At 70.4% G+C, this 20,286-nt stretch carries 19 protein-coding genes; 11 read left to right on the top strand and 8 right to left on the bottom strand.

Annotation, left to right across the window (positions count from 1 at the left end; translation table 11 throughout):
* Positions 1–18: 18 nt before the first annotated feature.
* The gene (locus tag CYL12_RS05620) at positions 19–516 is read left to right on the top strand and encodes an OsmC family protein (protein WP_101846275.1); all 498 of its coding nucleotides are present in this window, start codon (positions 19–21) and stop codon (positions 514–516) included.
* Positions 517–524: 8 nt separating this feature from the next.
* Here the strand turns inward: CYL12_RS05620 and CYL12_RS05615 are convergent, their stop codons facing one another.
* The gene (locus CYL12_RS05615) at positions 525–1,304 is read right to left on the bottom strand and encodes a lysophospholipid acyltransferase family protein (RefSeq protein WP_199399190.1); all 780 of its coding nucleotides are present in this window, start codon (positions 1,302–1,304) and stop codon (positions 525–527) included.
* 124 nt (positions 1,305–1,428) lie between these two features.
* Here CYL12_RS05615 and CYL12_RS05610 point away from each other — a divergent pair, with 124 nt between their 5' ends.
* Both CYL12_RS05610 and dxr read left to right on the top strand, forming a co-directional pair.
* Positions 1,429–2,391, top strand: a complete 963-nt coding sequence (locus CYL12_RS05610; RefSeq protein ID WP_101846273.1) for an FKBP-type peptidyl-prolyl cis-trans isomerase — start codon at positions 1,429–1,431, stop codon at positions 2,389–2,391.
* A gap of 42 nt (positions 2,392–2,433) precedes the next feature.
* The gene (dxr, locus tag CYL12_RS05605) at positions 2,434–3,516 is read left to right on the top strand and encodes a 1-deoxy-D-xylulose-5-phosphate reductoisomerase (RefSeq protein ID WP_101846271.1); all 1,083 of its coding nucleotides are present in this window, start codon (positions 2,434–2,436) and stop codon (positions 3,514–3,516) included.
* Between the two features lie 12 nt (positions 3,517–3,528).
* Here dxr and CYL12_RS05600 read toward each other — a convergent pair whose 3' ends face one another.
* From CYL12_RS05600 to CYL12_RS05590, 3 genes are all read right to left on the bottom strand, one after another.
* The gene (locus CYL12_RS05600) at positions 3,529–5,145 is read right to left on the bottom strand and encodes a Mur ligase family protein (RefSeq protein ID WP_199399218.1); all 1,617 of its coding nucleotides are present in this window, start codon (positions 5,143–5,145) and stop codon (positions 3,529–3,531) included.
* A gap of 88 nt (positions 5,146–5,233) precedes the next feature.
* Positions 5,234–5,905, bottom strand: a complete 672-nt coding sequence (locus CYL12_RS05595; protein WP_101846268.1) for a YcnI family copper-binding membrane protein — start codon at positions 5,903–5,905, stop codon at positions 5,234–5,236.
* Between the two features lie 86 nt (positions 5,906–5,991).
* A complete protein-coding gene (locus tag CYL12_RS05590) occupies positions 5,992–6,576 on the bottom strand; it encodes a hypothetical protein (protein WP_101846266.1) in 585 nt (194 codons plus the stop codon).
* Between the two features lie 66 nt (positions 6,577–6,642).
* Here CYL12_RS05590 and CYL12_RS05585 point away from each other — a divergent pair, with 66 nt between their 5' ends.
* Positions 6,643–7,956 (top strand): M50 family metallopeptidase, encoded by a 1,314-nt coding sequence (locus CYL12_RS05585; RefSeq protein ID WP_101846264.1) that lies wholly within the window; start codon positions 6,643–6,645, stop codon positions 7,954–7,956.
* A 19-nt stretch (positions 7,957–7,975) separates the two neighbouring features.
* Here CYL12_RS05585 and CYL12_RS05580 read toward each other — a convergent pair whose 3' ends face one another.
* Positions 7,976–9,859, bottom strand: coding sequence for a chorismate-binding protein (locus CYL12_RS05580; protein WP_101846262.1), 1,884 nt, complete (start codon positions 9,857–9,859; stop codon positions 7,976–7,978).
* 210 nt (positions 9,860–10,069) lie between these two features.
* Here CYL12_RS05580 and ispG point away from each other — a divergent pair, with 210 nt between their 5' ends.
* Positions 10,070–11,200, top strand: a complete 1,131-nt coding sequence (gene ispG, locus CYL12_RS05575) for a flavodoxin-dependent (E)-4-hydroxy-3-methylbut-2-enyl-diphosphate synthase (protein ID WP_025103167.1) — start codon at positions 10,070–10,072, stop codon at positions 11,198–11,200.
* Positions 11,201–11,204: 4 nt separating this feature from the next.
* Entirely contained in the window at positions 11,205–12,071 is an 867-nt protein-coding gene (locus tag CYL12_RS05570) for an alanyl-tRNA editing protein (RefSeq protein WP_101846260.1), read from the top strand.
* A gap of 87 nt (positions 12,072–12,158) precedes the next feature.
* Here CYL12_RS05570 and CYL12_RS05565 read toward each other — a convergent pair whose 3' ends face one another.
* Both CYL12_RS05565 and CYL12_RS05560 read right to left on the bottom strand, forming a co-directional pair.
* Complete coding sequence (locus tag CYL12_RS05565) at positions 12,159–12,851, bottom strand: nucleotidyltransferase domain-containing protein (protein WP_101846258.1); 693 nt, start codon at positions 12,849–12,851, stop codon at positions 12,159–12,161.
* 97 nt (positions 12,852–12,948) lie between these two features.
* Complete coding sequence (locus tag CYL12_RS05560; protein WP_101846255.1) at positions 12,949–14,364, bottom strand: RNB domain-containing ribonuclease; 1,416 nt, start codon at positions 14,362–14,364, stop codon at positions 12,949–12,951.
* A gap of 78 nt (positions 14,365–14,442) precedes the next feature.
* Here CYL12_RS05560 and CYL12_RS05555 point away from each other — a divergent pair, with 78 nt between their 5' ends.
* Both CYL12_RS05555 and CYL12_RS05550 read left to right on the top strand, forming a co-directional pair.
* Positions 14,443–15,213 carry an isocitrate lyase/PEP mutase family protein gene (locus CYL12_RS05555; protein WP_101846253.1) on the top strand — a complete coding sequence of 257 codons (771 nt, stop codon included), beginning with the start codon at positions 14,443–14,445 and terminating at the stop codon, positions 15,211–15,213.
* Between the two features lie 39 nt (positions 15,214–15,252).
* A complete protein-coding gene (locus CYL12_RS05550) occupies positions 15,253–17,013 on the top strand; it encodes a proline--tRNA ligase (RefSeq protein ID WP_101846251.1) in 1,761 nt (586 codons plus the stop codon).
* Between the two features lie 18 nt (positions 17,014–17,031).
* On the opposite strand, the gene CYL12_RS05545 is transcribed toward CYL12_RS05550, so the two are convergent.
* Complete coding sequence (locus tag CYL12_RS05545) at positions 17,032–17,535, bottom strand: pyridoxamine 5'-phosphate oxidase family protein (protein ID WP_101846249.1); 504 nt, start codon at positions 17,533–17,535, stop codon at positions 17,032–17,034.
* A 135-nt stretch (positions 17,536–17,670) separates the two neighbouring features.
* On the opposite strand from CYL12_RS05545, the gene CYL12_RS05540 reads away from it, so the two are divergent.
* The 3 genes from CYL12_RS05540 to CYL12_RS05530 all read left to right on the top strand — a co-directional run bounded on the left by CYL12_RS05540 (position 17,671) and on the right by CYL12_RS05530 (position 20,201).
* Positions 17,671–18,711, top strand: coding sequence for an LOG family protein (locus CYL12_RS05540; RefSeq protein ID WP_101846247.1), 1,041 nt, complete (start codon positions 17,671–17,673; stop codon positions 18,709–18,711).
* 189 nt (positions 18,712–18,900) lie between these two features.
* On the top strand, positions 18,901–19,884 hold the full coding sequence (nusA, locus tag CYL12_RS05535) for a transcription termination factor NusA (RefSeq protein ID WP_101846245.1): 984 nt from the start codon (positions 18,901–18,903) through the stop codon (positions 19,882–19,884).
* Positions 19,885–19,946: 62 nt separating this feature from the next.
* A complete protein-coding gene (locus CYL12_RS05530) occupies positions 19,947–20,201 on the top strand; it encodes a YlxR family protein (RefSeq protein ID WP_083391685.1) in 255 nt (84 codons plus the stop codon).
* The last annotated feature ends 85 nt before the right edge of the window (positions 20,202–20,286 follow it).

Below are 20,286 nucleotides of genomic sequence, written 5' to 3'. Positions count from 1 at the left end.
GCCTGGCAGACTGGGCGCATGCCACAGCAGACGTCGTCCCTTCCCCTCGGCGAGCACCGCTACGCCCTCACGTCCACCTGGACCGGTAACACCGGATCCGGCACGAGCGGGTACCGGGACTACCGGCGCGACGTCACGATCGAGATCGCGGGAAAGCCCGAGCTGCTCGCCTCCTCCGACAAGCCCTTTCGTGGCGACCCGTCGCGCTGGAACCCGGAAGACCTGCTGCTCGCCTCCCTCTCCGAGTGCCACCTGCTGTCCTACCTCCACGCCTGTGTGACGGCCGGCGTGGTGGTCGTTTCCTACCGGGACACCGCGAGCGGCGTGATGCGGGAGAACGGCGCCGGGGGCGGGTCGTTCGTCGAGGTGCTGCTGCGACCGGAGGTCGTCGTCGCCGAGGCTTCGATGATCGAGGCGGCCGAGCGCGCGCACGCACAGGCGAACGAATGGTGCTTCATCGCCAATTCGGTCAACTTCCCCGTCCGACACGACGCCACGGTGACGGCCGCGGGCTGAAGGGCCGCTCAGCGGCGCTCGTGCGGGAGCGCCTGCTTGATCTTCTCGATCGTGTTCTGTGCCGGGGCCTCGTTGTAGATGCCCGCGAGCTCCTGACCGGAGAGCGCGTGGATCGCCGCCATGATCTCGTCGGTCGCGAGCCGGCGCGCGCGGCCGCTCGTCGCCGGTCCGTGCGGCGAGAGATCCAGCGGCTCCCCGAAACGCACGGTGATCCGCTCGGACAGCGTGGGCATCTTGGCGCCGACCGGCATGACCTTGTCGGTGCCGATGAGCCCCACCGGGACGACGGGGGCTCCCGTCTGCAGGGCGAGGAACGCCACGCCCGTGCGGCCCTTGTAGAGACGGCCGTCGGTGGAGCGGGTTCCCTCGGGATACAGGGCGGCGGCGAGCCCTTCGTCGAGGAGCTGACGCTGCAGGTCGAGGGCGTCCAGTGCCGCCTGGCCGGCGCCGCGACGGACGGGGATCGCACCGATCGCCTCGAAGAACGTCTTGGACGCCCAGCCCTTCACACCGGTCCCCTCGAAGTAGCTCGACTTGGCGAGGAAGTGCACGGGGCGCGGAGCCGCCACGGGGATGGCGATGGAGTCGATGAACGACAGATGGTTGCTGGCGAAGATCACCGGGCCGGTGGTGGGGACGTGCTCGCGTCCTTCGATGCGCGGCCGGTAGACGAGCCGGGCGAGCGGGGCGATGAGGCTGCGGCCCAGCGTGTACGTGAAGCCGGCATGGCGGGGCTGCGGAGAGTCCTCTGAGGGGCTTTCGGGGTCCACGGACTGCTCAGAGCTCATCAGAGCAGGCTACTCCCGGATTCATGCCGGCGTGGGAATGCAGACTCGCGCCGCCGCTTCCCAGCGCGGGCAAAGGGCGATGAGGCAGGATGGAAGCTCCCGCCCGCGATCGTGAGGTCTTCCTGTGCGCACCCGTCCGCTGCTCGTCCTGTCCACCGTCGCCGCGGCGACCCTGCTGCTGGCGGGCTGCTCCGGGAATGGGACTCCGCAGGGTTCCGCCTCCCCGGACGCCTCCGGGTCGAGTCAGTGCCTCGTGAATGCCAAGGCCGGGGACACTTCAGACGCCATCGAGGTGGAGGGCGAAGGCGCGGACGCCACCGTCACCGTCCCGGCCGATGCGGAGTTCGCGAACGTCGAGCGGACCGTCATCTCCGAGGGCGACGGCGACGACCTCGCGGCGAACGACCTCGTCTCCGTGCAGTACCAGATCGTCGATGCCGCCAGCGGCGACGTGCTGGACTCGTCGGCGCGCGGCGAGGACGGGACGCTTCCCGTCCTCCTCGACCCCAACCAGTCTTCTCTGTTCGTCGCCGCGCTGGAGTGCGAGCCGGTCGGCTCCCGCGTCGTCCTCGCCATCCCCGGCAGTGCGCTGGGTGAAGGCGGGAGCAATCTCGTCGTCTACGCCGAGGCGGTGGACCGCCTCCCTGAGGTCGCATCAGGCAAGGAGGTCGAGCCGACCGCCGGGATGCCCGAGGTCGAGCTCGACGACGACGGCAAGCCGTCCGTCACGATCCCGGATGGCGACGCGCCGACCGAGACGAAGGTCTCCGTCCTCAAGCAGGGCGATGGCCCGACCGTCGCATCCGGTGACCTCGTGGTCGTGCAGTACCTCGGAGTGAAGTGGTCCGACGGGGAAGAGTTCGACTCGAGCTGGAGCCGCGATGCGGCCCCCGCCCAGTTCCAGACGACGGGAGTCGTCGCCGGGTTCCAGAAGGCGCTCGAGGGTCAGAAGGTCGGCTCCCAGGTTCTCGTCGTGATGCCGCCGTCCGACGGCTACGGCGCGAGCGAGGGCCACGAGCTCCAGGACGAGAGCCTCGTGTTCGTCGTCGACATCCTCGCGACGACTCCCGTCCAGGTCCAGCAGTAGTCGCAGCCCGGAGGGGTCGGCGCAGTGTCCTAGGCTGGCGTCATGCGTCGCGTCATCGTCCTCGGCTCCACCGGTTCCATCGGCACCCAGGCGCTGGATGTGATCCGCGCCAACCCCCGACGTTTCGAACTCGTCGGTCTCGCTGCGGGGTCGAACGCTGCGATGGTCGCCGAACAGGCCACGCAGTTCCAGGTAGAGCACACCGCTCTCGGCGCGGCCGAGGCGGAGCAGCTGGTCCGCGAGGTCGACGCCGATGTGGTGCTCAATGCCATCACTGGTTCGATCGGCCTGGGGGCGACGCTGGCCGCCCTGGAGGAGGGGCGGACGCTCGCCCTCGCGAACAAGGAGTCGCTGATCGTCGGGGGCGACCTCGTGCTCGCTGCCGCAGCACCGGGGCAGATCGTCCCCGTGGACTCCGAGCACTCCGCGCTCGCCCAGGCTCTGCGCGCCGGGACGCACGACGAGATCCGCCGGCTGGTGGTCACAGCGTCCGGAGGCCCCTTCCGCGGACGTTCCCGTGACGAGCTCACGGGCGTGACCCCTCAGGAAGCGCTGGCGCATCCGACGTGGAACATGGGTCGCACGGTGACGACGAACTCCGCCACCCTCGTCAACAAGGGTCTCGAGGTCATCGAGGCGCACCTGCTGTTCGATGTGCCGTACGACGACATCGACGTCGTCGTGCACCCGCAGTCCATCGTGCACTCGATGGTCGAGTTCATCGACGGCTCGACGATCGCCCAGGCATCGCCTCCGGACATGCGGCTACCGATCTCGCTCGGGCTGGACTGGCCGCACCGGGTGGGTGGCGTGGGCCGACCGCTGGACTGGACCTCCGCCACGTCGTGGACGTTCGAACCGCTCGACGACGACGCCTTCCCCGCGGTGGCGCTGGCGAAGGCGGTCGGGAGGGCCGGAGGAACCTTCCCCGCCGTGTACAACGCCGCCAACGAGCAGGCCGTGGACGCCTTCCACGAGGGGCGCCTGACGTTCCTCGGCATCGTCGACACCGTGCAGCGGGTCGTCGACGCGCACGACGCGCCGGACGCGCTGACCGTGGAATCGCTCGCGGCAGCGGAAGACTGGGCGCGGCGGAAGGCCGATCAGCTCATCGCGGCCGCCTGACGCCGAGCGGCCTCAGTCCTCGTCCGGGTACGGCACGGGCCAGCGCGGCTCCGGGACCGGCCACCCGGCGGCCTTCAGCGCGCGCCGGGAGAGCTCTCGGGCCGAGTACGGCGTGCGGACGCCGCGGATGTCGCGGTAGTCCTGGTGCCCGGGGCCTGCCCAGAGGATCGCATCGCCGTCGCCGACGAGTCCGACGGCGGCGATGATCGCGGCCTCCGGGGGTGAGTACTCGTGGATCTCGGCGTCGGGGCGGGCCCGGCGTGCGCCCTCCACGAGCGTCGCCCTGATCGATGCCGGGTCCTCGAACCGCGGGTGGTGATCGGTCACCACGAGGATGTCGCTGCCCTCCACCGCCGTGCGGGCCATGTCGAACCGCTTGCTGGCGTCACGGTCGCCATCGGCGCCGAAGAGCATGAGCACCTTGCCGGGGGTCACCCGGCGAACGGCGGCCAGCGTCTTCTCGAACGCATCGGGGGAGTGACCGAAATCGACGAAGACGGCGGGCCCGCGCGCGCCAGAGACGAGCTGTGTGCGCCCGGGGAGGTAGGCCCGGATGCCGCCGTCGCGGTGGAGCGCGTCGACGATGCGCTCCCAGGCGTAGCCGCCCTCGAGCAGCATGACGATGGCGAGCGCCGCGTTCGCGGCCATGTGGGGGCCGATCACCGGGACGGTCGTGGTGAGCGTGCCGGCCGGTCCCGTCATCGTGAAGGTCGTTCCGGTCGTCCGCTCGTCGTCGATGACGACCACCCAGTCCGCTCGCGATGCCTGATCGGCGTCGGCGGCGATGGAGGGCGTCCCGACGGTGACGACGGGGATCTCCGCGCGCTCGACGACGAGGGCGCCGGAGGAGGAGTCGAGGCAGACCACGCCGCGCACGGCGCGGTCGGGGCGGAAGAGAGGCAGCTTCGCCTCGAAGTACTCCTCCATGTCGGCGTAGTCGTCGAGGTGGTCGTGGCTGAGGTTGGTGAAGCCGGCGACGTCGAACCGGATGCCGTCGACGCGGTGCCGGGAGAGGGCCTGCGCGCTGACCTCGACCGCGACGGCCTCGACCTCGCGCTCCCGCATCAGGGCGAGGAGGGCGTGCATCTCGGAGGCCTCGGGGGTGGTGAGCCGCGAGACGATGACCTCGCCGGCGATGTGCCGCTCCGCCGTGGAGGAGAGGCCCGTGACGACGCCCATCTGCTCGAGGATGCCCTCCAGCAGGTGGGACACGCTCGTCTTGCCGTTCGTGCCCGTGGTCGCGAAGAGGTGCGGGAGCGGATCCTCGGCACCGGTGCCGTAGACCCAGGCGCTCAGCGCACCGAGCACCCCGCGCGGGTCGTCCACGACGAGGATCGGGAGACCGGCGTCTGCGGCGATGTCGGCCCCGTCCTCGTCCGTGATGACGGCGACGGCTCCCTTCTCGGCGGCGGTCTTCGCGAAGTCCGCGCCATGGCGGTTGACGCCGCGGATGGCGACGAACGCCTCTCCGGGACGGAGATCGGCCGTGGCGAGGGTGATGCCGCTGAGCGCGATCCCCTCCACGTCGCCGCGCACGGAGCGCGCGAAGCGGGAGGCGAGTTCGGACAGCTCGCGCCGGGGCGGGTTCGCGGGGCGGAGCACGGGGGGCAGGGTCGGCTGTTGTTCCATCGACATGTCGTCTCCATGTTCTCACGACGGCGACGCGGACCCGGGCGGGTCGGTCCGCCGCGCCGGAACGGGCGCGGCGTACCGGGTGTCACGCTCGGCGTCGAAGCGCGAGCACCGCGACGACGAGGGCGGCGACGCCGGCCAGGAGACCGCCGGCGCCGAGGGCGATACCCAGCGTGTCGTCGTCGGAATCCGCCGTGGGCTGCGGTGCGGCGCTCGTGCCGTGGCCGTCCTCGACGCTCCCCGTGACCGTCACGACGGGAGCCGGCGCGTCGAGGTCGTGCGGGTCCTCGCCCTTCTCGGCGAGCTGCGTCCATTCGGTCGCGCCCTCCACGCACTGCTGGACCACCGGGAACGCGAGCGTCTCCGGCGTGTCCTCATCCAGGCCGACCGACATGCTCACGGCACCGCGGAGGTCGGTCGGCACCGGAATCAGGGCGGTGTAGGTGACGGCGGTCACCAGGCCGTCGTCGCCGCGCTCCACCTGGATGGTCCAGTCCCCGTCGAGCGTGGGAGCGACGGAGGCGAGACCGTCCGGCATGGTGACGCGCAGGGCCGTGGTGGGCGAGGTACCGCAGCCGTGCGAGAAGGAGAAGGTCAGCACGCCGTGGTCGCCGGCGGCGAGCTCGTCGGGACTGACGGTGACGTGGGCGCCGGCCATCGCGGGGACGGCGAGGGCGAGGGCGATGCCCCCGACGACACCGGTGGCCCCGAGGAGGGCGCGGCGCGGACGGTGGGGGCGGGTGGTGAGGTTCGACATGGGGTCTCCAGAAATCGTGTGGGCGCGCCGGAACAGCGCAGCCGGGAAAGGGGCCGTCGGAGACGGCGGGAGTCGGAAGGGGCGGCTCAGCCGCCGACGGACACCGGAGGCCCGCGCCGCGACACCTCCATGGTCACGGCGTCGTCGAGCGGGGGGAGCACAGCGGAGCGGAGCGGGCGTGGCGGCGCGGGAGTCATGGCGGCGCTCGCCACGGCGCGGCGGAGAGCCGCCCGGAACCAGCGGGCGATCGTGCGCAGCACGCTCTCGCCGTGCCAGAGCAGCAGAGTCGTCAGGACAGCGGCGATGACGTGGGCCGACAGCATCAGGGCGCCGGGTCCCGGCGCGGGGGACAGCGGGCCCAGTGCGCTCAGGTCGAGGTGATGCGCGTGGGCGGCAAGACCCGTCGCATCGTCGGCGGTGGGCGCCCCCAGGAGCTGGAAGAGCAGGTGGAAGGCGGCCTGCGCCAGGAACACCGCCACTGCGACCCGTGCGCGCGACGAGCGGCCGCCGACCAGTGCGGCGGAGAGCGGGACGAAGAGCGCCGCGACGGCCGCGATGAGCAACGGGTGCGGGGCGGCGCCGCCGCCGATCGTGTGGGAGACGGCCGCGAGGAGAGTGGCGATCGCCGACACGGCGGCAGCGCGGAGGAAGCGCAGCTGCCGGGGCGTCATGCCGCCAGCCTAGCGATGCTGCGCGAGCCGGGCGGATTCCTAGGCGGCGGGCAGTACCGTTGGCACGTGGAATTCCTGCTCTATCTGGGCGGCATCGTGTTCATGCTGATCGGCCTCGGCCTCTCGATCGGTCTGCACGAGGTCGGTCACCTCGTCCCCGCCAAGCTCTTCGGCGTGCGCGTCGGCCAGTACATGATCGGCTTCGGCCCGCGCCTGTGGTCGAAGCGGATCGGGGAGACGGAGTACGGCTTCAAGCTCCTGCCCCTGGGCGGTTTCATCTCGATGTCGGGGATGTACCCGTCATCCAAGGACAGCGGACCCGCGTCCGGTGCCTTCCGCACGCTGATCCAGGATGCGCGCTCGGCCAACGACGAGACGATCGCGGAGGGCGCGGAGGATCGGGTCTTCTACAAGCTGCCGGTGTGGAAGCGCGTGATCGTCATGCTCGGTGGTCCGCTCATGAACCTCGTGCTGGCCGTGGTCATCTTCACCGTGCTCGTCAGCGGGATCGGCGTGCAGCAGGGGACGACGACGGTGGCAGCCGTGAACGAGTGCGTCGTTCCCGCGTCGTCGTCGGCGACGGAGTGCGGTGCCGACGATCCGGAATCCCCGGCCGCGGCGGCCGATGTGCAGCCCGGTGACGTCCTCGTGTCCATCGACGGCACGCCCGTGTCGACCTTCGCCGAGGCGACCGCGATCGTTCAGGCCTCGCCGGGGCAGCCCCTCGACCTCGTCGTGCGCCGGGACGGTACCGAGGAGACGTTGACCCTGACGCCGATCGCCGCGGAGCGCACGATCACGGATGCGAGTGGGCAGCCGGTCCTCGACGAGGAGGGTGAGCCCGTCGTGAAGGAAGTCGGCTACGCGGGGATGATCGCGCAGATGGGTTACGTGCAGCAGCCACTGACTGCCGGGCCGCAGTTGGCGGCGGATACCGTCGCCCGGGTCGGGTCGCTGATCGTCACGCTGCCGGTGCGTCTGTGGGACGTCGGCGTCTCGCTCGTCACGGGCGGGGAACGCGATCCGAACGGGCCGCTGAGCGTCGTCGGCGTCGGACGCCTCGCGGGAGAGGTCGCCGCGACGGATGCTCCGGTGCTCAACCGCTTCGCCGTGCTGCTCGGCCTCCTCGGTTCCCTCAACGTCGCACTCTTCGTGTTCAACCTCATCCCGCTGCTGCCCCTCGATGGCGGGCACATCGTCGTCGCGCTCTGGGAGGGACTGAAGCGGACGTGGGCGAAGCTCTTCCGACGGCCGCCGCCGGCTCCGGTCGACGCCACGAAGCTCGTGCCGCTCACCGTCGTCGTCGCGACGCTGCTGATCGCGATGGGTGCGCTGCTGCTCGTGGCCGACCTCTTCAACCCGGTCAAGCTGCTGGGCTGAGCGACCGGGACGGCGGCACTCAGCGCAGGGCGTGTGCGACCAGACGTTCCAATGTGCGGATGCCGTCGCGCGACAGGATCGACTCGAGGTGGCCCTGCACCGATGCGAACCCGTCGCCCCGGAGGGCGTAGACATCGCCGGTCGCCGGATCCGCCGAGACCTCGGCCGCGCCGACGGTCACCGTCCCCGGCTCCACTCGCGCTGTGAAGGTGTTGTAGAACCCGATCGACGCGTCCTCGCCGAAGATCGGCACGGCCTTCTGCAGCCCCTGGTGCGGAGCGTCGAGCGGGGTCAGCGCGATGCTCATCCGATCCGCCAGGATCTGGTGGCTCAGGCAGACCGCGAGCAGCGGGGCATGCGCCTGCAGCCGGGCTGCGACGATCTCGCGCATCCGGGCGATGCGGGCGCTCGCGTCGTCCCGCGGGTCGCCGGGGCCGGGGCCCGCGACGACGAGATCGGCCGTCTCGACCGCATCGTCGCCCACCTCGTCCCAGGAGGCGATGGTCACCTCGAGGCCGAGGTGCCGCAGCTGGTGCGCGAGCATCGTCGTGAAGCGGTCCTCGGCGTCGACGACGAGGGCGGAGCGGCCGGAGAACGGACCGGTGAAGTCCTCGCCCTGCGGGTTCAGCCAGAACTCGGCGAGCCGGGCGTTGCGCGAGGAGAGCAGGGCGGCGACGTCCTCATCGTCCGCGAGGCGACGCGGCTCACCGGGGGCGTCGGCGTCGCTGCGGGCCTCGGCCACGCGGTCCCGATCGATCGCGCCGATGGCCCCCAGCACGCCGGCCGCTTTGCCGTGCGTCTCGGAGACCTCGCCGTGCGGGTCGGAGTGGCGGACGAGCGTGGCGCCGACGGGCACACTCAGCTCGCCGTCCTGCAGATACACGGTGCGGATGAGGATCGGGGCGTCGAGGTCGTGTCCGCCGTCGGTGTTGGGGGTGAAGAGGGCGGCGACGCCGGAGTAGTAGCCCCGCGGCTTGCGCTCGTGTCGGCGGATCACGGCGCAGGCGTTCTGCATGGGGGAGCCGGTCACGGTCGGGGCGAACATCGTCTCGCGGAGGATGTCCCGCGGGTCCAGCGCGCTCCGACCGCGCAGCATGTACTCGGTGTGCGTCAGCCGCGACATCTCCTTCAGATGCGGGCCGGTGATGCGTCCGCCGTCGGCGCAGACGGCGCTCATCATCTTGAGCTCCTCGTCCACGACCATGAAGAGCTCCTCGGTCTCCTTGGTCGAGGCGAGGAAGTCGGTGAGCGTCTCCTTGGTCGCCCCGCCGGCGGGGTGTCGGAAGGTCCCGGAGATGGGGTTCATCGTGACGATCCCCCCTCGTGCCACGACGTGCGCCTCGGGGCTCGCGCCGACGGCGATGTGCCCGGGCGTGAAGACGGCGAACGTCCAGTACGCGCCGCGCTCGTGGGCGAGAAGCGCCCGGAACCACGTGAGCGCCGCTTCCCGCTCGTCGGCGTCGACGGTGGCGGTGAAGTCGCGGCGGATGACGAAGTTCGCGCCCTCGCCCCGGCCGATCTCTTCCGCGATCACGGTCTCGACGATCGCGGCGTACTCCTCGTCGGCGATGTCGAAACCCTCGTCGCGCAGCGGGATCGGGGCCATGGGGAGAGCGTCGAGGACACCCGCGGCCGGCAGGTGGAGGTGCTCGTCCACGACGATGCAGCGCAGCGGTGCGCCGTCGTCCTGCGCGACGAAGCCGCGCTCGCGCACCTGGCGGTAGGGGACGAGGGCGAAGATCTCCCGCGGCTGGCCCTCGATGCTCAGAGGGATGTCGGCGAGCAGATCGACGTCTGTCACGTCACCGGTGAGCAGCTCCACGGTGTCCGCGCCGTCGCGCGCGATCAGCACGAAGGACGCGGTGGGATCGGCGCTGAGCTCGTCGAGGCGAGAGAGGGTCATCGATGTCTCCTGTGCGAGGGCTCCGGCTCGGCGCAACGAAAAGACCGCCCCGGAGGCGGTCTGGATTCGAGGGAACGCGAACACACCGCCTAGGAGGCGGGCCACCAGGTGATGTGCGCGATCATGGGGCGAAACTACCACACCCGCCGCATCCAGCCCTCCCGCATCCAGGCGGCGTAGGCTGGGATCGTGCCAGCAGTGAATCTTGGGATGCCGAAGGTCCCCGAAGTCCTCGCCCCGCGTCGCAAGTCCCGCCAGATCAAGGTGGGCAAGGTGCTCGTCGGCGGCGATGCGCCCGTCAGCGTGCAGTCGATGACGACGACGAAGACCACCGATATCAACGGGACGCTGCAGCAGATCGCGGAACTCACCGCCTCCGGTTGCGAGATCGTCCGTGTCGCGGTGCCCTCGCAGGATGACGCCGACGTGCTGCACATCATCGCGAAGAAGAGCCAGATCCCGGTCATCGCCGACATCCACTTCCAGCCGAAGTACGTCTTCCAGGCGATCGACGCCGGCTGTGCGGCCGTGCGGGTCAACCCGGGGAACATCCGCAAGTTCGACGACCAGGTCGGCGAGATCGCCAAGGCCGCGAAGGACGCGGGCGTCTCGCTCCGCATCGGTGTGAACGCGGGCTCCCTCGACCGTCGCCTGCTGGAGAAGTACGGCAAGGCCACCCCTGAGGCCCTCGTCGAGAGCGCTGTCTGGGAGGCGTCGCTCTTCGAGGAGCACGACTTCCACGACTTCAAGATCTCGGTGAAGCACAACGACCCTGTCGTGATGGTCAAGGCCTACCGCCAGCTCGCGGAGCGGGGCGACTGGCCCTTGCACCTCGGCGTGACCGAGGCGGGGCCGGCCTTCCAGGGCACGATCAAGAGCGCGACCGCTTTCGGCATCCTGCTGGGCGAGGGCATCGGCGACACCATCCGCGTCTCCCTGTCCGCACCGCCGGCCGAAGAGGTCAAGGTCGGGCACCAGATCCTGCAGTCCCTCAACCTCCGGGAGCGCAAGCTCGAGATCGTCTCGTGCCCCTCGTGCGGTCGCGCGCAGGTCGACGTCTACACGCTCGCGGAAGACGTGACCGAGGGGCTCAAGGAGATGACGGTGCCGCTGCGCGTCGCGGTCATGGGCTGCGTCGTGAACGGTCCCGGCGAGGCACGCGAGGCCGACCTCGGAGTCGCCTCCGGCAACGGCAAGGGGCAGATCTTCGTCAAGGGTGAGGTCATCAAGACCGTCCCGGAGGCGGACATCGTCGCCACCCTCATCGAGGAGGCGAACCGCATCGCCGCCGAGATGGGCCCGGATGCCCCGCTCGGCACGGCCCAGGTCGTCACGGCCTGACCCCATGGCTGCTCCCACCATCGTCACCTTCCCGGACGGCCGTCTTCGCGGAGACGCCATCGTGACCCGTGTGGCGGACGACGCCGACGGAACCGTGGTCGTCGTCGACGCCACCCCGTTCCACCCCGTCGATCACACGTGGCCCGATCAGCCCGGCGACACCGGGGCGATCTCCGGTGAGGACGGATCCGTCCGGGTGGCCGAGGCGCTCATGGCGGCGGTCTCGGACGACGGCGAGTTCGCGGTGGGCAGCGCGATCCCCGTCAAACGCGGGACCGAGGGGTGGACCTGGCTGGTCGCCCATCGGCTGGACGACGCGGCGCCGGCGTGGCTCGCAGAGGGGGCCGGCGTGACGCTCTCCGTCGACGAGGGGCACCGTGTCGGCCTCAGTCGCGGTCACACGGCGTGCCACCTCGCCTCCCTCGCCCTGGATCTCGCCGTCGCAGACCTCTGGCGCAAGGACCCCGGAGAGGATGCGCTGGGGAGTCCCGACTTCGAGGGGCGGGCGAACCAGTCCAGCCGGATCCACGAAGACGGTGCGGTCGACGAGTACCGCCTCGGCAAGAGTCTGCGTCGTGCGGGGTTCGACACCGAGACGTTCGCGGCCACGCTGGCGGACCGGGAGCAGCGCATCAACGCGCAACTCGCCGCCTGGGTCTCCTCGGCTGCCGCGAGCCGCATCGCGGTGGACGGCCCGACGATCGTGGACCGGCGGCGCTGGCACTGCGAACTCCCGGAGGGCGAGGCCGTGATCCTCTGCGGCGGCACGCATGTCCGTTCCCTCGCGGAGTTCGCCGCCATCACCGTGACCCTGGATCTGTCCGACCCGCAGCTCCTCGTGATGACGACGACCGCGACTCCCGCCTCCTGAGCCCCCGCCCTCAGGCCTTCGCGCGAGATCAGGCGTCAGCGCCCGGTGTCGCCTGCTGTCGCGTGCCTGCCTGTTCTCGCGATGAGGTCAGCGCACGAACCCCGCCTGCACCCGTCCACCCGCGAGTTCCAGTTCCTGGCCGACCCGCGCCGCGAGGCCCGGGAAGTCTCCGGCGAGCAGGGGAGTGCTGAGCCGATCCGCGCGCTCGGGACTCCACGCGCGCAGACGTCGGGGGAGCCACTTGCCGGACCCGATCCATTGCCTGCCCACCAGCAGCATCAGCTCGGCCATCCGCTCGAACAGCAGGCCGGCCACGACGTGCTGCTCGAGCGGGTCCGTGGCGTCCTGCAGGTCGTCGAGCAGATCGGTGATCACATGCCGCCGGAGCAGGGACTCCCTCTCACTCAGAACAGGGCCAGCGGCGAGCACGGCGTCCCACTGCGCCCGCAGCTCCCCGAACCCGGTCGTCGACCGGACCGGGATGCCCTCCACGAGCATGTGCAGAATGACCGGGCGGTGCTGTGCCACGCCGCGGTCCGCCCATTCCCGGAACCCCTCCGTCGTGTAGGCGAACACCTCGAAGATCTCACCCTCGAACTCGTGGGTGGCGGCCTCGCTCACCTGCGCCTCGTCGGCGAAGAGGCCGTCGTCGATGAGCAGGAGATCGATATCGCTCGTGTGGGTGCGCTCTTCGCGGGCCGTGCTCCCGGCGACGATCGCGATCCCCGCATGCGGGTACCGCTCCGCGAGGAAGCGCTCGACGCGCTCGGCCTGATCCATCTCGACAGCGTATCGGTGGGAACGCAGGCGATCGCGGCAGCACAGGCTCTCATGTCGGGAAGCGCCTGATCCGGCGTCCTCGCCTGATCCGGCGGTGTCAGAAGGCGAGCTCGATCTCACCCGCCGCGATGTCCACGCGCACGACGCGCAGGCGCACGACATCGCCGGGCGCGGTGTCGGGGGCTACCGGTGCGGTCGTCGTCACGGCGGGCTCTGCGATCTGGACCGCCGCGCGCTCACCCCGGAGTTCGGTCACCGTTGCCTCGATCGTCTGCCCGACCAGGGGAGTGAGGAGCGCGGCCTCCACCCGGTTCACGGTGTCCGCATCCAGCTGCGATGCCCGTCGACCCGAGTCCTGCATGAGCGAGGGGAGATCTCCGAGTGAGGAGCGCACCCACTCCGGCACCGGCTGTCCGGTCGACACGGCGAGGCAGATGGCGAGCACCCAGCGGTCGACGAGCCGGCGGAGGGGAGCGGTCGCGTGCGCGTAGGGGGCTCCGATCGCGGCCTGCACCGCGTCGATGGGTGGTTCACCGTCGAACACGAGGTACCCCGCTCCGCGGAACAGCGAGGCGGCGGCCTCCAATACGGGAAGGGACCGTGGGTCGGTGCGGTCGAGGCCGCGGAGGTACTCGCCGTAGGTGCCGTCGGTCCAGGGGTGTCCCAGGGCCTCCGTCTGGTGACGGAAGGCTGTGAACGCGGCCTCGTCCGGCTCCGGCATCGTGCGGAGGATGCCGACGCCCGCGTCGATCATGATCGACGCGGCGGCCATACCGGTCATGAGCGACAGCTGTGCGTTCCATTCCTCGACGGGCAGCGGGCTGCGGCGCTCGATCGCGTAGGAGCCGTCCTCGGTGCGTACGACTTCCTCGTCCGGGACGTTGAGGCTGGCTCCTCCGCGGCGGCGCTCCTGCTCGACGCGGAGGGCGCCGATCTCCGGAAGCAGCGCGGCATGGCCGCCGTCGCCCCGGTCCAGGGCGTCCTGCGTGGAGGCGTAGTCGAGCTGCGCGCGGGACCGGATGAGGGCGCGCTCCAACCGGAAGTCGGTCACGGCTCCCGTTGCGTCCAGTGCGAACGTCCACACGAGAGCGGGACGATCGACATCGGGGAGCAGGGAGACGCGGTCCTCGCTCAGCACCGGCGGATGCAGCGGGATCGTGCCGTCCGCGGCGTACAGGGTCTGTCCGCGCCGGCGGGCCTCCGCATCCACGGCGCCACCGGGCGTGACGAATCCCGGCACGTCCGCGATGGCGTACCGCACCCGATAGCCGTCGCCGTCCCGTTCGAGGTGGAAGGCCTGGTCGAGGTCACGGGCGCCCGCCGGGTCGAGGGTCGCGAACGGGATGTCCGTGAGGTCGAGCTCCGGGGTCGTCGCCGAGGCCGCTTCCGCCTCGGCGAGCACGTCGGCGGGAAACGCGGTCGGCGTGTCCAGGGCCTCCCGCAGTGCGGCGAGCGCCGCGGCGAGCTCGGTCTGGGCGGCGGAAGGGGCGACATGCGAGCGGCGCTGGGGCATGCCGCCAGCCTAGGTCGAGTACCAGAACGATCCGCCACAGCCGGCCCGCGTGCCCACATCGGCCGCTAGCGTGGGGACATGACCACTGCTGCCAAGGCTCAGACCCTCGTCGGACTCTATGACGCCCCGGAGATCCTCCGCGTGGTGAACGTGTGGGACGTCGTCTCCGCACGCGCCGTCGCCGCCCTTCCCGAGACGAAGGCGATCGCCACCGCCGGTCACGGCATCGCCGCGTCGTTCGGCTACGACGACGGGGACACCCCGCGCGACGTCATGATCGACATGGTCGGACGGATCGCCGCCGCCGTATCGGTTCCCGTGACCGCCGACCTGGACGACGGGTACGGGGACGCGGGGGAGACCACTCGCCTCGCGATCGGTGCGGGTGTCGTCGGAGCGAACGTCGAGGACCGCCTCAAGCCGCTCGATGAGTCCGTCGCGGTCGTCGAGGCCATCGTGAAGGCTGCGGAGGCCGAGGGGGTGCCCTTCGCCCTGAACGCACGCACCGACGCGTTCGTGCGCGCCGGGTCGCGGCCCGTGGAGCAGAGCATCGCGGACGCCATCCAGCGCGGCCGCGCCTTCCTCGACGCGGGTGCCACCGCGGTCTTCGTCCCCGGCATCCTCGACGCGAACGTCACCCGTCAGCTCGTCGAGGGCATCGGCGAGCGCAAGGTCAGCGTGATCGGCATCCCCGGCGCGCTCGCCGCCTCCGAGTACGAGAAGCTCGGCGTGGCCCGCATCTCCTACGGCCCGCTGCCGCAGCGCGTGGCGCTCACCGCGCTGCAGGAGCTCGCCGAGAGCCTCTACAACGGCGGTGTCGTCCCGCAGGGGCTCCCGGCCCTGAACTGACGGACGAGACGGATGACCACGGCTCACTACACTTGAGCCGTGGTCACTCGTCTTTCGAACTTCTTCCTCCGTACGCTCCGCGAAGATCCTGCCGGTGCCGAGGTCGCCAGTCACAAGCTGCTGATCCGCGCCGGGTACATCCGACCGCAGGCCGCGGGCATCTTCGCGTGGCTGCCGCTCGGCCTGCGCGTCAAGGCGAAGATCGAGACCGTCATCCGTGAGGAGATGGCCGCCGCCGGTGCCCAGGAGGTGCACTTCCCCGCGCTGATGCCGAGGGAGGCGTACGAGGCGACCGGCCGCTGGGACGAGTACGGCGATCTGCTGTTCCGTCTCCAGGATCGCAAGGGCGGGGACTACCTGCTCGCTCCGACCCACGAGGAGGCGTTCACCCTCCTCGTGAAGGACCTGTACTCGTCGTACAAGGATCTCCCGCTGACGATCTTCCAGATCCAGGACAAGTACCGCGACGAGGCTCGTCCGCGCGCAGGCCTCCTCCGTGGGCGCGAGTTCACGATGAAGGATGCCTACTCGTTCGACGCCTCCGACGAGGGCCTCGACGCGAGCTACCAGGCGCAGCGGGACGCGTACGAGCGCATCTTCCAGCGGCTGGGTCTCGAGTACGCGATCGTGCAGGCCGATGCCGGAGCGATGGGCGGCTCGCGGAGCGAGGAGTTCCTGCACCCGACGCCCGTGGGCGAGGACACCTTCGTCCGCAGCGCCGGCGGCTATGCGGCCAACGTCGAGGCCTTCCGCACGCCCGTTGCCGCGCCGGTCCCGTTCGACGCCGACGGCGCCCCCGTGATCTTCGACTCTCCGGACACGCCGACCATCGAGACCCTCGTGGCGCACTGCAACCGTGAGCTCGACGGCGAGTACACCGCCGCCGACACGCTCAAGAACGTCGTCCTCGCCCTGAAGCACCTCGACGGCACCCGCGAGCTCGTGATCGTCGGCATCCCCGGCGACCGCGACGTCGACGAGAAGCGCGCCGAGGTGGCCTTCGCCCCGGCCGAGGTCGAGACCGCGACCGCCGAGGACTTCGAGAACAACCCCCTCCTGGTGAAGGGCTACATCGGTCCGTGGTCGCCGACGGGGGCCGTGCTGGGCGAGGAGTCCGTCACCGGCATCCGCTACCTCGTCGACCCCCGTGTGAGCGAGGGCACGAGCTGGATCACCGGCGCGAACATCGACCAGAAGCACGCGCACTCGGTCGTCGCGGGACGGGACTTCGAGGCCGACGGCATCGTGGAGATCGCGAACGTGCGCGCCGGCGACCCCGCGCCCGACGGCTCCGGCCCGGTGGAGCTCGCCCGCGGCATGGAGATCGGCCACGTCTTCCAGCTCGGACGGAAGTACGCGGAGGCGCTCGGCCTGAAGGTCCTCAACGAGAACGGCAAGCTCGTCACGGTCACGATGGGCTCGTACGGCATCGGCGTCACGCGGATCCTGGCGATCATCGCCGAGCTCAACAACGACGACAAGGGTCTCATCTGGCCGGCATCGGTCGCCCCGTTCGACGTGCAGGTCGTCGCCGCCGGGCGCGACCAGGTCGCCTTCGACGTCGCCGAAGAACTCTCCGCTCAGCTCGAAGCCGCGGGGCTCGATGTGCTCTACGACGACCGACCGAAGGTGTCGCCGGGAGTCAAGTTCGGTGACGCCGAACTCGTGGGCGTCCCGAAGATCGTCATCGTCGGTCGTGGTGCGGCGGACGGCCAGGTGGAGTTCTGGGACCGCCGCACGGGCGAGCGCGAGGCGGTCTCGGTCGCCGAGGTCGTGGAACGGCTCTCCGCCGCGCGTTGAACCGGCGCCCAGGGCCGCTCAGCAGGTGACGCGGCCGTGGTTCATGATGTCGTCGTCCGGGGTGTCTCGGGTCACCAGCGCCTTGAGCGCCCCGGCGGCCATCGCGACCTTGCCCTTCGACGGCTCCCAGAACTCGGCGACGATCGGGGTGACCTTGAGCAGGGCGATCTCGGGGGTGTCCAGCCCGTCCTCGAACCAGATGTCGAGGGAGGGGGAGTAGAGCTCCTCCATCTTCGCGCGGTCGTGGACGATCTCCGCGGTGCCGGCGACGGACACGTAGCGCATCCCCTTGGCGTCGCAGTAAGCCAGTCCGACGTCGTGGTGACGGCGCGCCTCCTCGACCTTCTCCGTGTCCTCCGCGGTGAAGAACCAGATGGCACCCGCCTCGTCCATCTGCCTGGTCGACATCGGACGGCTGACGAGGTTCCCGTCCGGGTCGGTGGTGGTGAGCATGGTGAAGTCGATGTCCTCCACGAGCTCGGCGATGCGGGCAAGGGCTTCGGGACCGGTGATCTCTGTCATGATGACATCGTGGCGCCACTGCCGCCGACGGGCCACGGGCGTTGACACCGCGCCCCGCCCGTGCTGCGGGCGACGGGGGCACGGATCCTCGGCGTTGCGTCCCGCCCGCCGGATGCCGCGTGGGACGCTGGGGACATGACCGAGGAACCGCTGCCGGCAGCTCTGAGCGACGAGATCAACCATGTCCTGGACGAGGCGGGCGTATCGACGGATCGCCGCCTCGTGATGCGGATGCTGCGCACCGCGCTGCTCCTCGGCGAGGACGGGACCGAGCGCCTCGACCTGAAGATCGCGTCCGCCGCCCTGGCCGAGATGCGGGACGCGTTCCGCCTCTTCGCCCCGTTCCGCGGGGTGCCGAAGGTGACGGTGTTCGGGTCCGCCCGCACCCTCCACGACGACCCGCTGTACCTGCAGGCGCGTGATGTCGCCGCGGCCCTCGCGAGCGACGGCTGGATGGTCGTCACCGGCGCCGGACCGGGGATCATGCAGGCGGCGGCCGAAGGCGCGGGGCCCGCACTGTCGCTCGGCGTCTCGATCCGACTCCCCTTCGAGGAGAAGGCGAACAGCTTGGTCGCGGGAAGCGATCAGGTCGTCGCGATGAAGTACTTCTTCACCCGCAAGCTCATGCTCATCAAGGAGTCCAGCGGCTTCATCTGCCTCCCCGGCGGGTTCGGGACCCTGGACGAGATGTTCGAGCTGCTGACGCTCCAGCAGACCGGGAAGGCCGAACCGACGCCGATCGTGCTGCTGGACGAGAAGGGCGGATCGTTCTGGCAGGGCATGCGACGCTTCGTCGATGAACACCTCGCACCGATGGGGGTGATCTCCCCTGGCGACTTCGATCGCGTCGTCATCACGGATTCCGTCGAGGAGGCGCGCGCGGAGATCACCGGGTTCTGGCGCAACTACGACTCGTTGCGCTGGGTCGGCGACACTCTGGTACTGCGGCTCAAGGCCGAACCGACGGATTCGGAGATCGACGAGCTCAACACCGCCTTCTCGGCGCTCCTGTCGACCGGCCGCATCGAGCGGACGGCGCCGCGATCTCCCGAGGTGGCCGACGACGACCGGCTCGACCTCCCGCGCATCGCCCTGCACCTGGACCAGCGCCAGGTGGGCAACCTGTTCCGCCTGATCGGCGCGCTCAACGCGCTCCCGTCGGCGCCGAAGCCCTGACCCCGCGCGGGACCCCACGGCGCACCAGGCTCCCACGCGGAGTCCGGTTGTTCCCGTGGTGAACGCCTGCTGCCGCGCGACGGCCTGTGCCCGCGGCGGCCGGATGGCCTGGGGGCGCGGCACACGGTATCGTTGTACGGATGTCGCGCGTGCATTCGGGCGCGACGAGAGCTGAATAGGGAGGCCGTCATGGACATCGAACTGAGTCTGCTGCGAGGGATCGAGAAGGAGAAGGCGATCCCCTTCGACGAGCTCGTCGCGATCATCGAGCAGGCGATCCTGACCGCATACTCCAAGCACGTCTCGCCCGACGGGGCCGCGCCGGAGGGTGTGCGCGTGCACCTCGACCGCAAGACCGGCCATGTCGCCGTCCTCCAGGTCGTCCGCGACGACGAGGGCGCCGTCATCGGCGAGGAGGAGGCGACACCGGACGACTTCGGGCGCATCGCCGCGTTCGCCGCCAAGCAGGTCATCAGCCAGCGCCTCCGGGACATCGCCGACGACGCCGTCCTCGGCGAATTCAAGGGCAAGGAGGGCGACATCGTCGCCGGCGTGATCCAGCAGGGGCCGAACCCGCGCATGATCCACGTCGACCTCGGCTCCGTCGAGGCGATCCTCCCGCCCGAGGAGCAGGTGCCCGGCGAGGAGTACACCCACGGATCCCGGCTGCGCGTGTATGTCACGAGCGTCGCCAAGGGGCTCAAGGGTCCGCAGATCACCGTGTCCCGCACGCACCCCGGCCTGGTCCGCAAGCTGTTCGCGCTCGAGGTGCCGGAGATCGCTGCCGGTCTCGTCGAGATCGTCGCGCTCGCCCGCGAGGCCGGCCACCGGACCAAGATCGCGGTGAAGGCGAACGACCCGGCGATCAACGCCAAGGGTGCGTGCATCGGCGAGATGGGGCGCCGCGTCCGTGCGGTCACGGAGGAACTGGCGGGGGAGAAGATCGACATCGTCGACTACGACGCCGACCTGCCTACCTTCGTCGCCCACGCACTGTCGCCCGCGAAGGTCACGAGCTCGTTCGTCCTGGATGCGAGCACCAAGGCCGTCCGCGCCCTCGTGCCGGACTACCAGCTGTCGCTCGCCATCGGCAAGGAGGGTCAGAACGCGCGTCTGGCCGCCAAGCTCACCGGCGCCAAGATCGACATCCAGCCGGACAGCGTCCTCGACTGATCCCTGTCCGTCCTCGACGCCACGCCCGGCGGCGGCGAGGACGGACGGAACGCAGGTGTAAGATGGAACCCGTACGAACGTGCGTCGGTTGCCGCACGCGTGCTCCCCGCTCCACTCTGCTCAGGGTGGTTGCCCAGAACGACACCCTCATCCCCGATGAGCGTGCTGTCCTGCCGGGGCGCGGCGCGTGGGTGCATCCGACACCCGAGTGCATGGAAGCCGCTCTGCGGCGTCGAGCTTTCGGAAGAGCACTGCGTGTGACCACTCAGCTGGACACACGGACCTTCGAACAGCACCCACCAAGAAACAAAGGCTGAACAGCTATGGAAACAAAGTGAACGGCTCGAAATGAGACCCGTCCGCGACTAGTGGTCTGCCCTGTCTGGGCAGACCGACCCAGAC

This window comes from Zhihengliuella sp. ISTPL4 (assembly GCF_002848265.1).
Lineage (GTDB): Bacteria > Actinomycetota > Actinomycetes > Actinomycetales > Microbacteriaceae > Microbacterium.
Note: the sequence above shows the minus strand (reverse complement) of the source record. Positions and strands in the feature narration are given on the sequence as shown.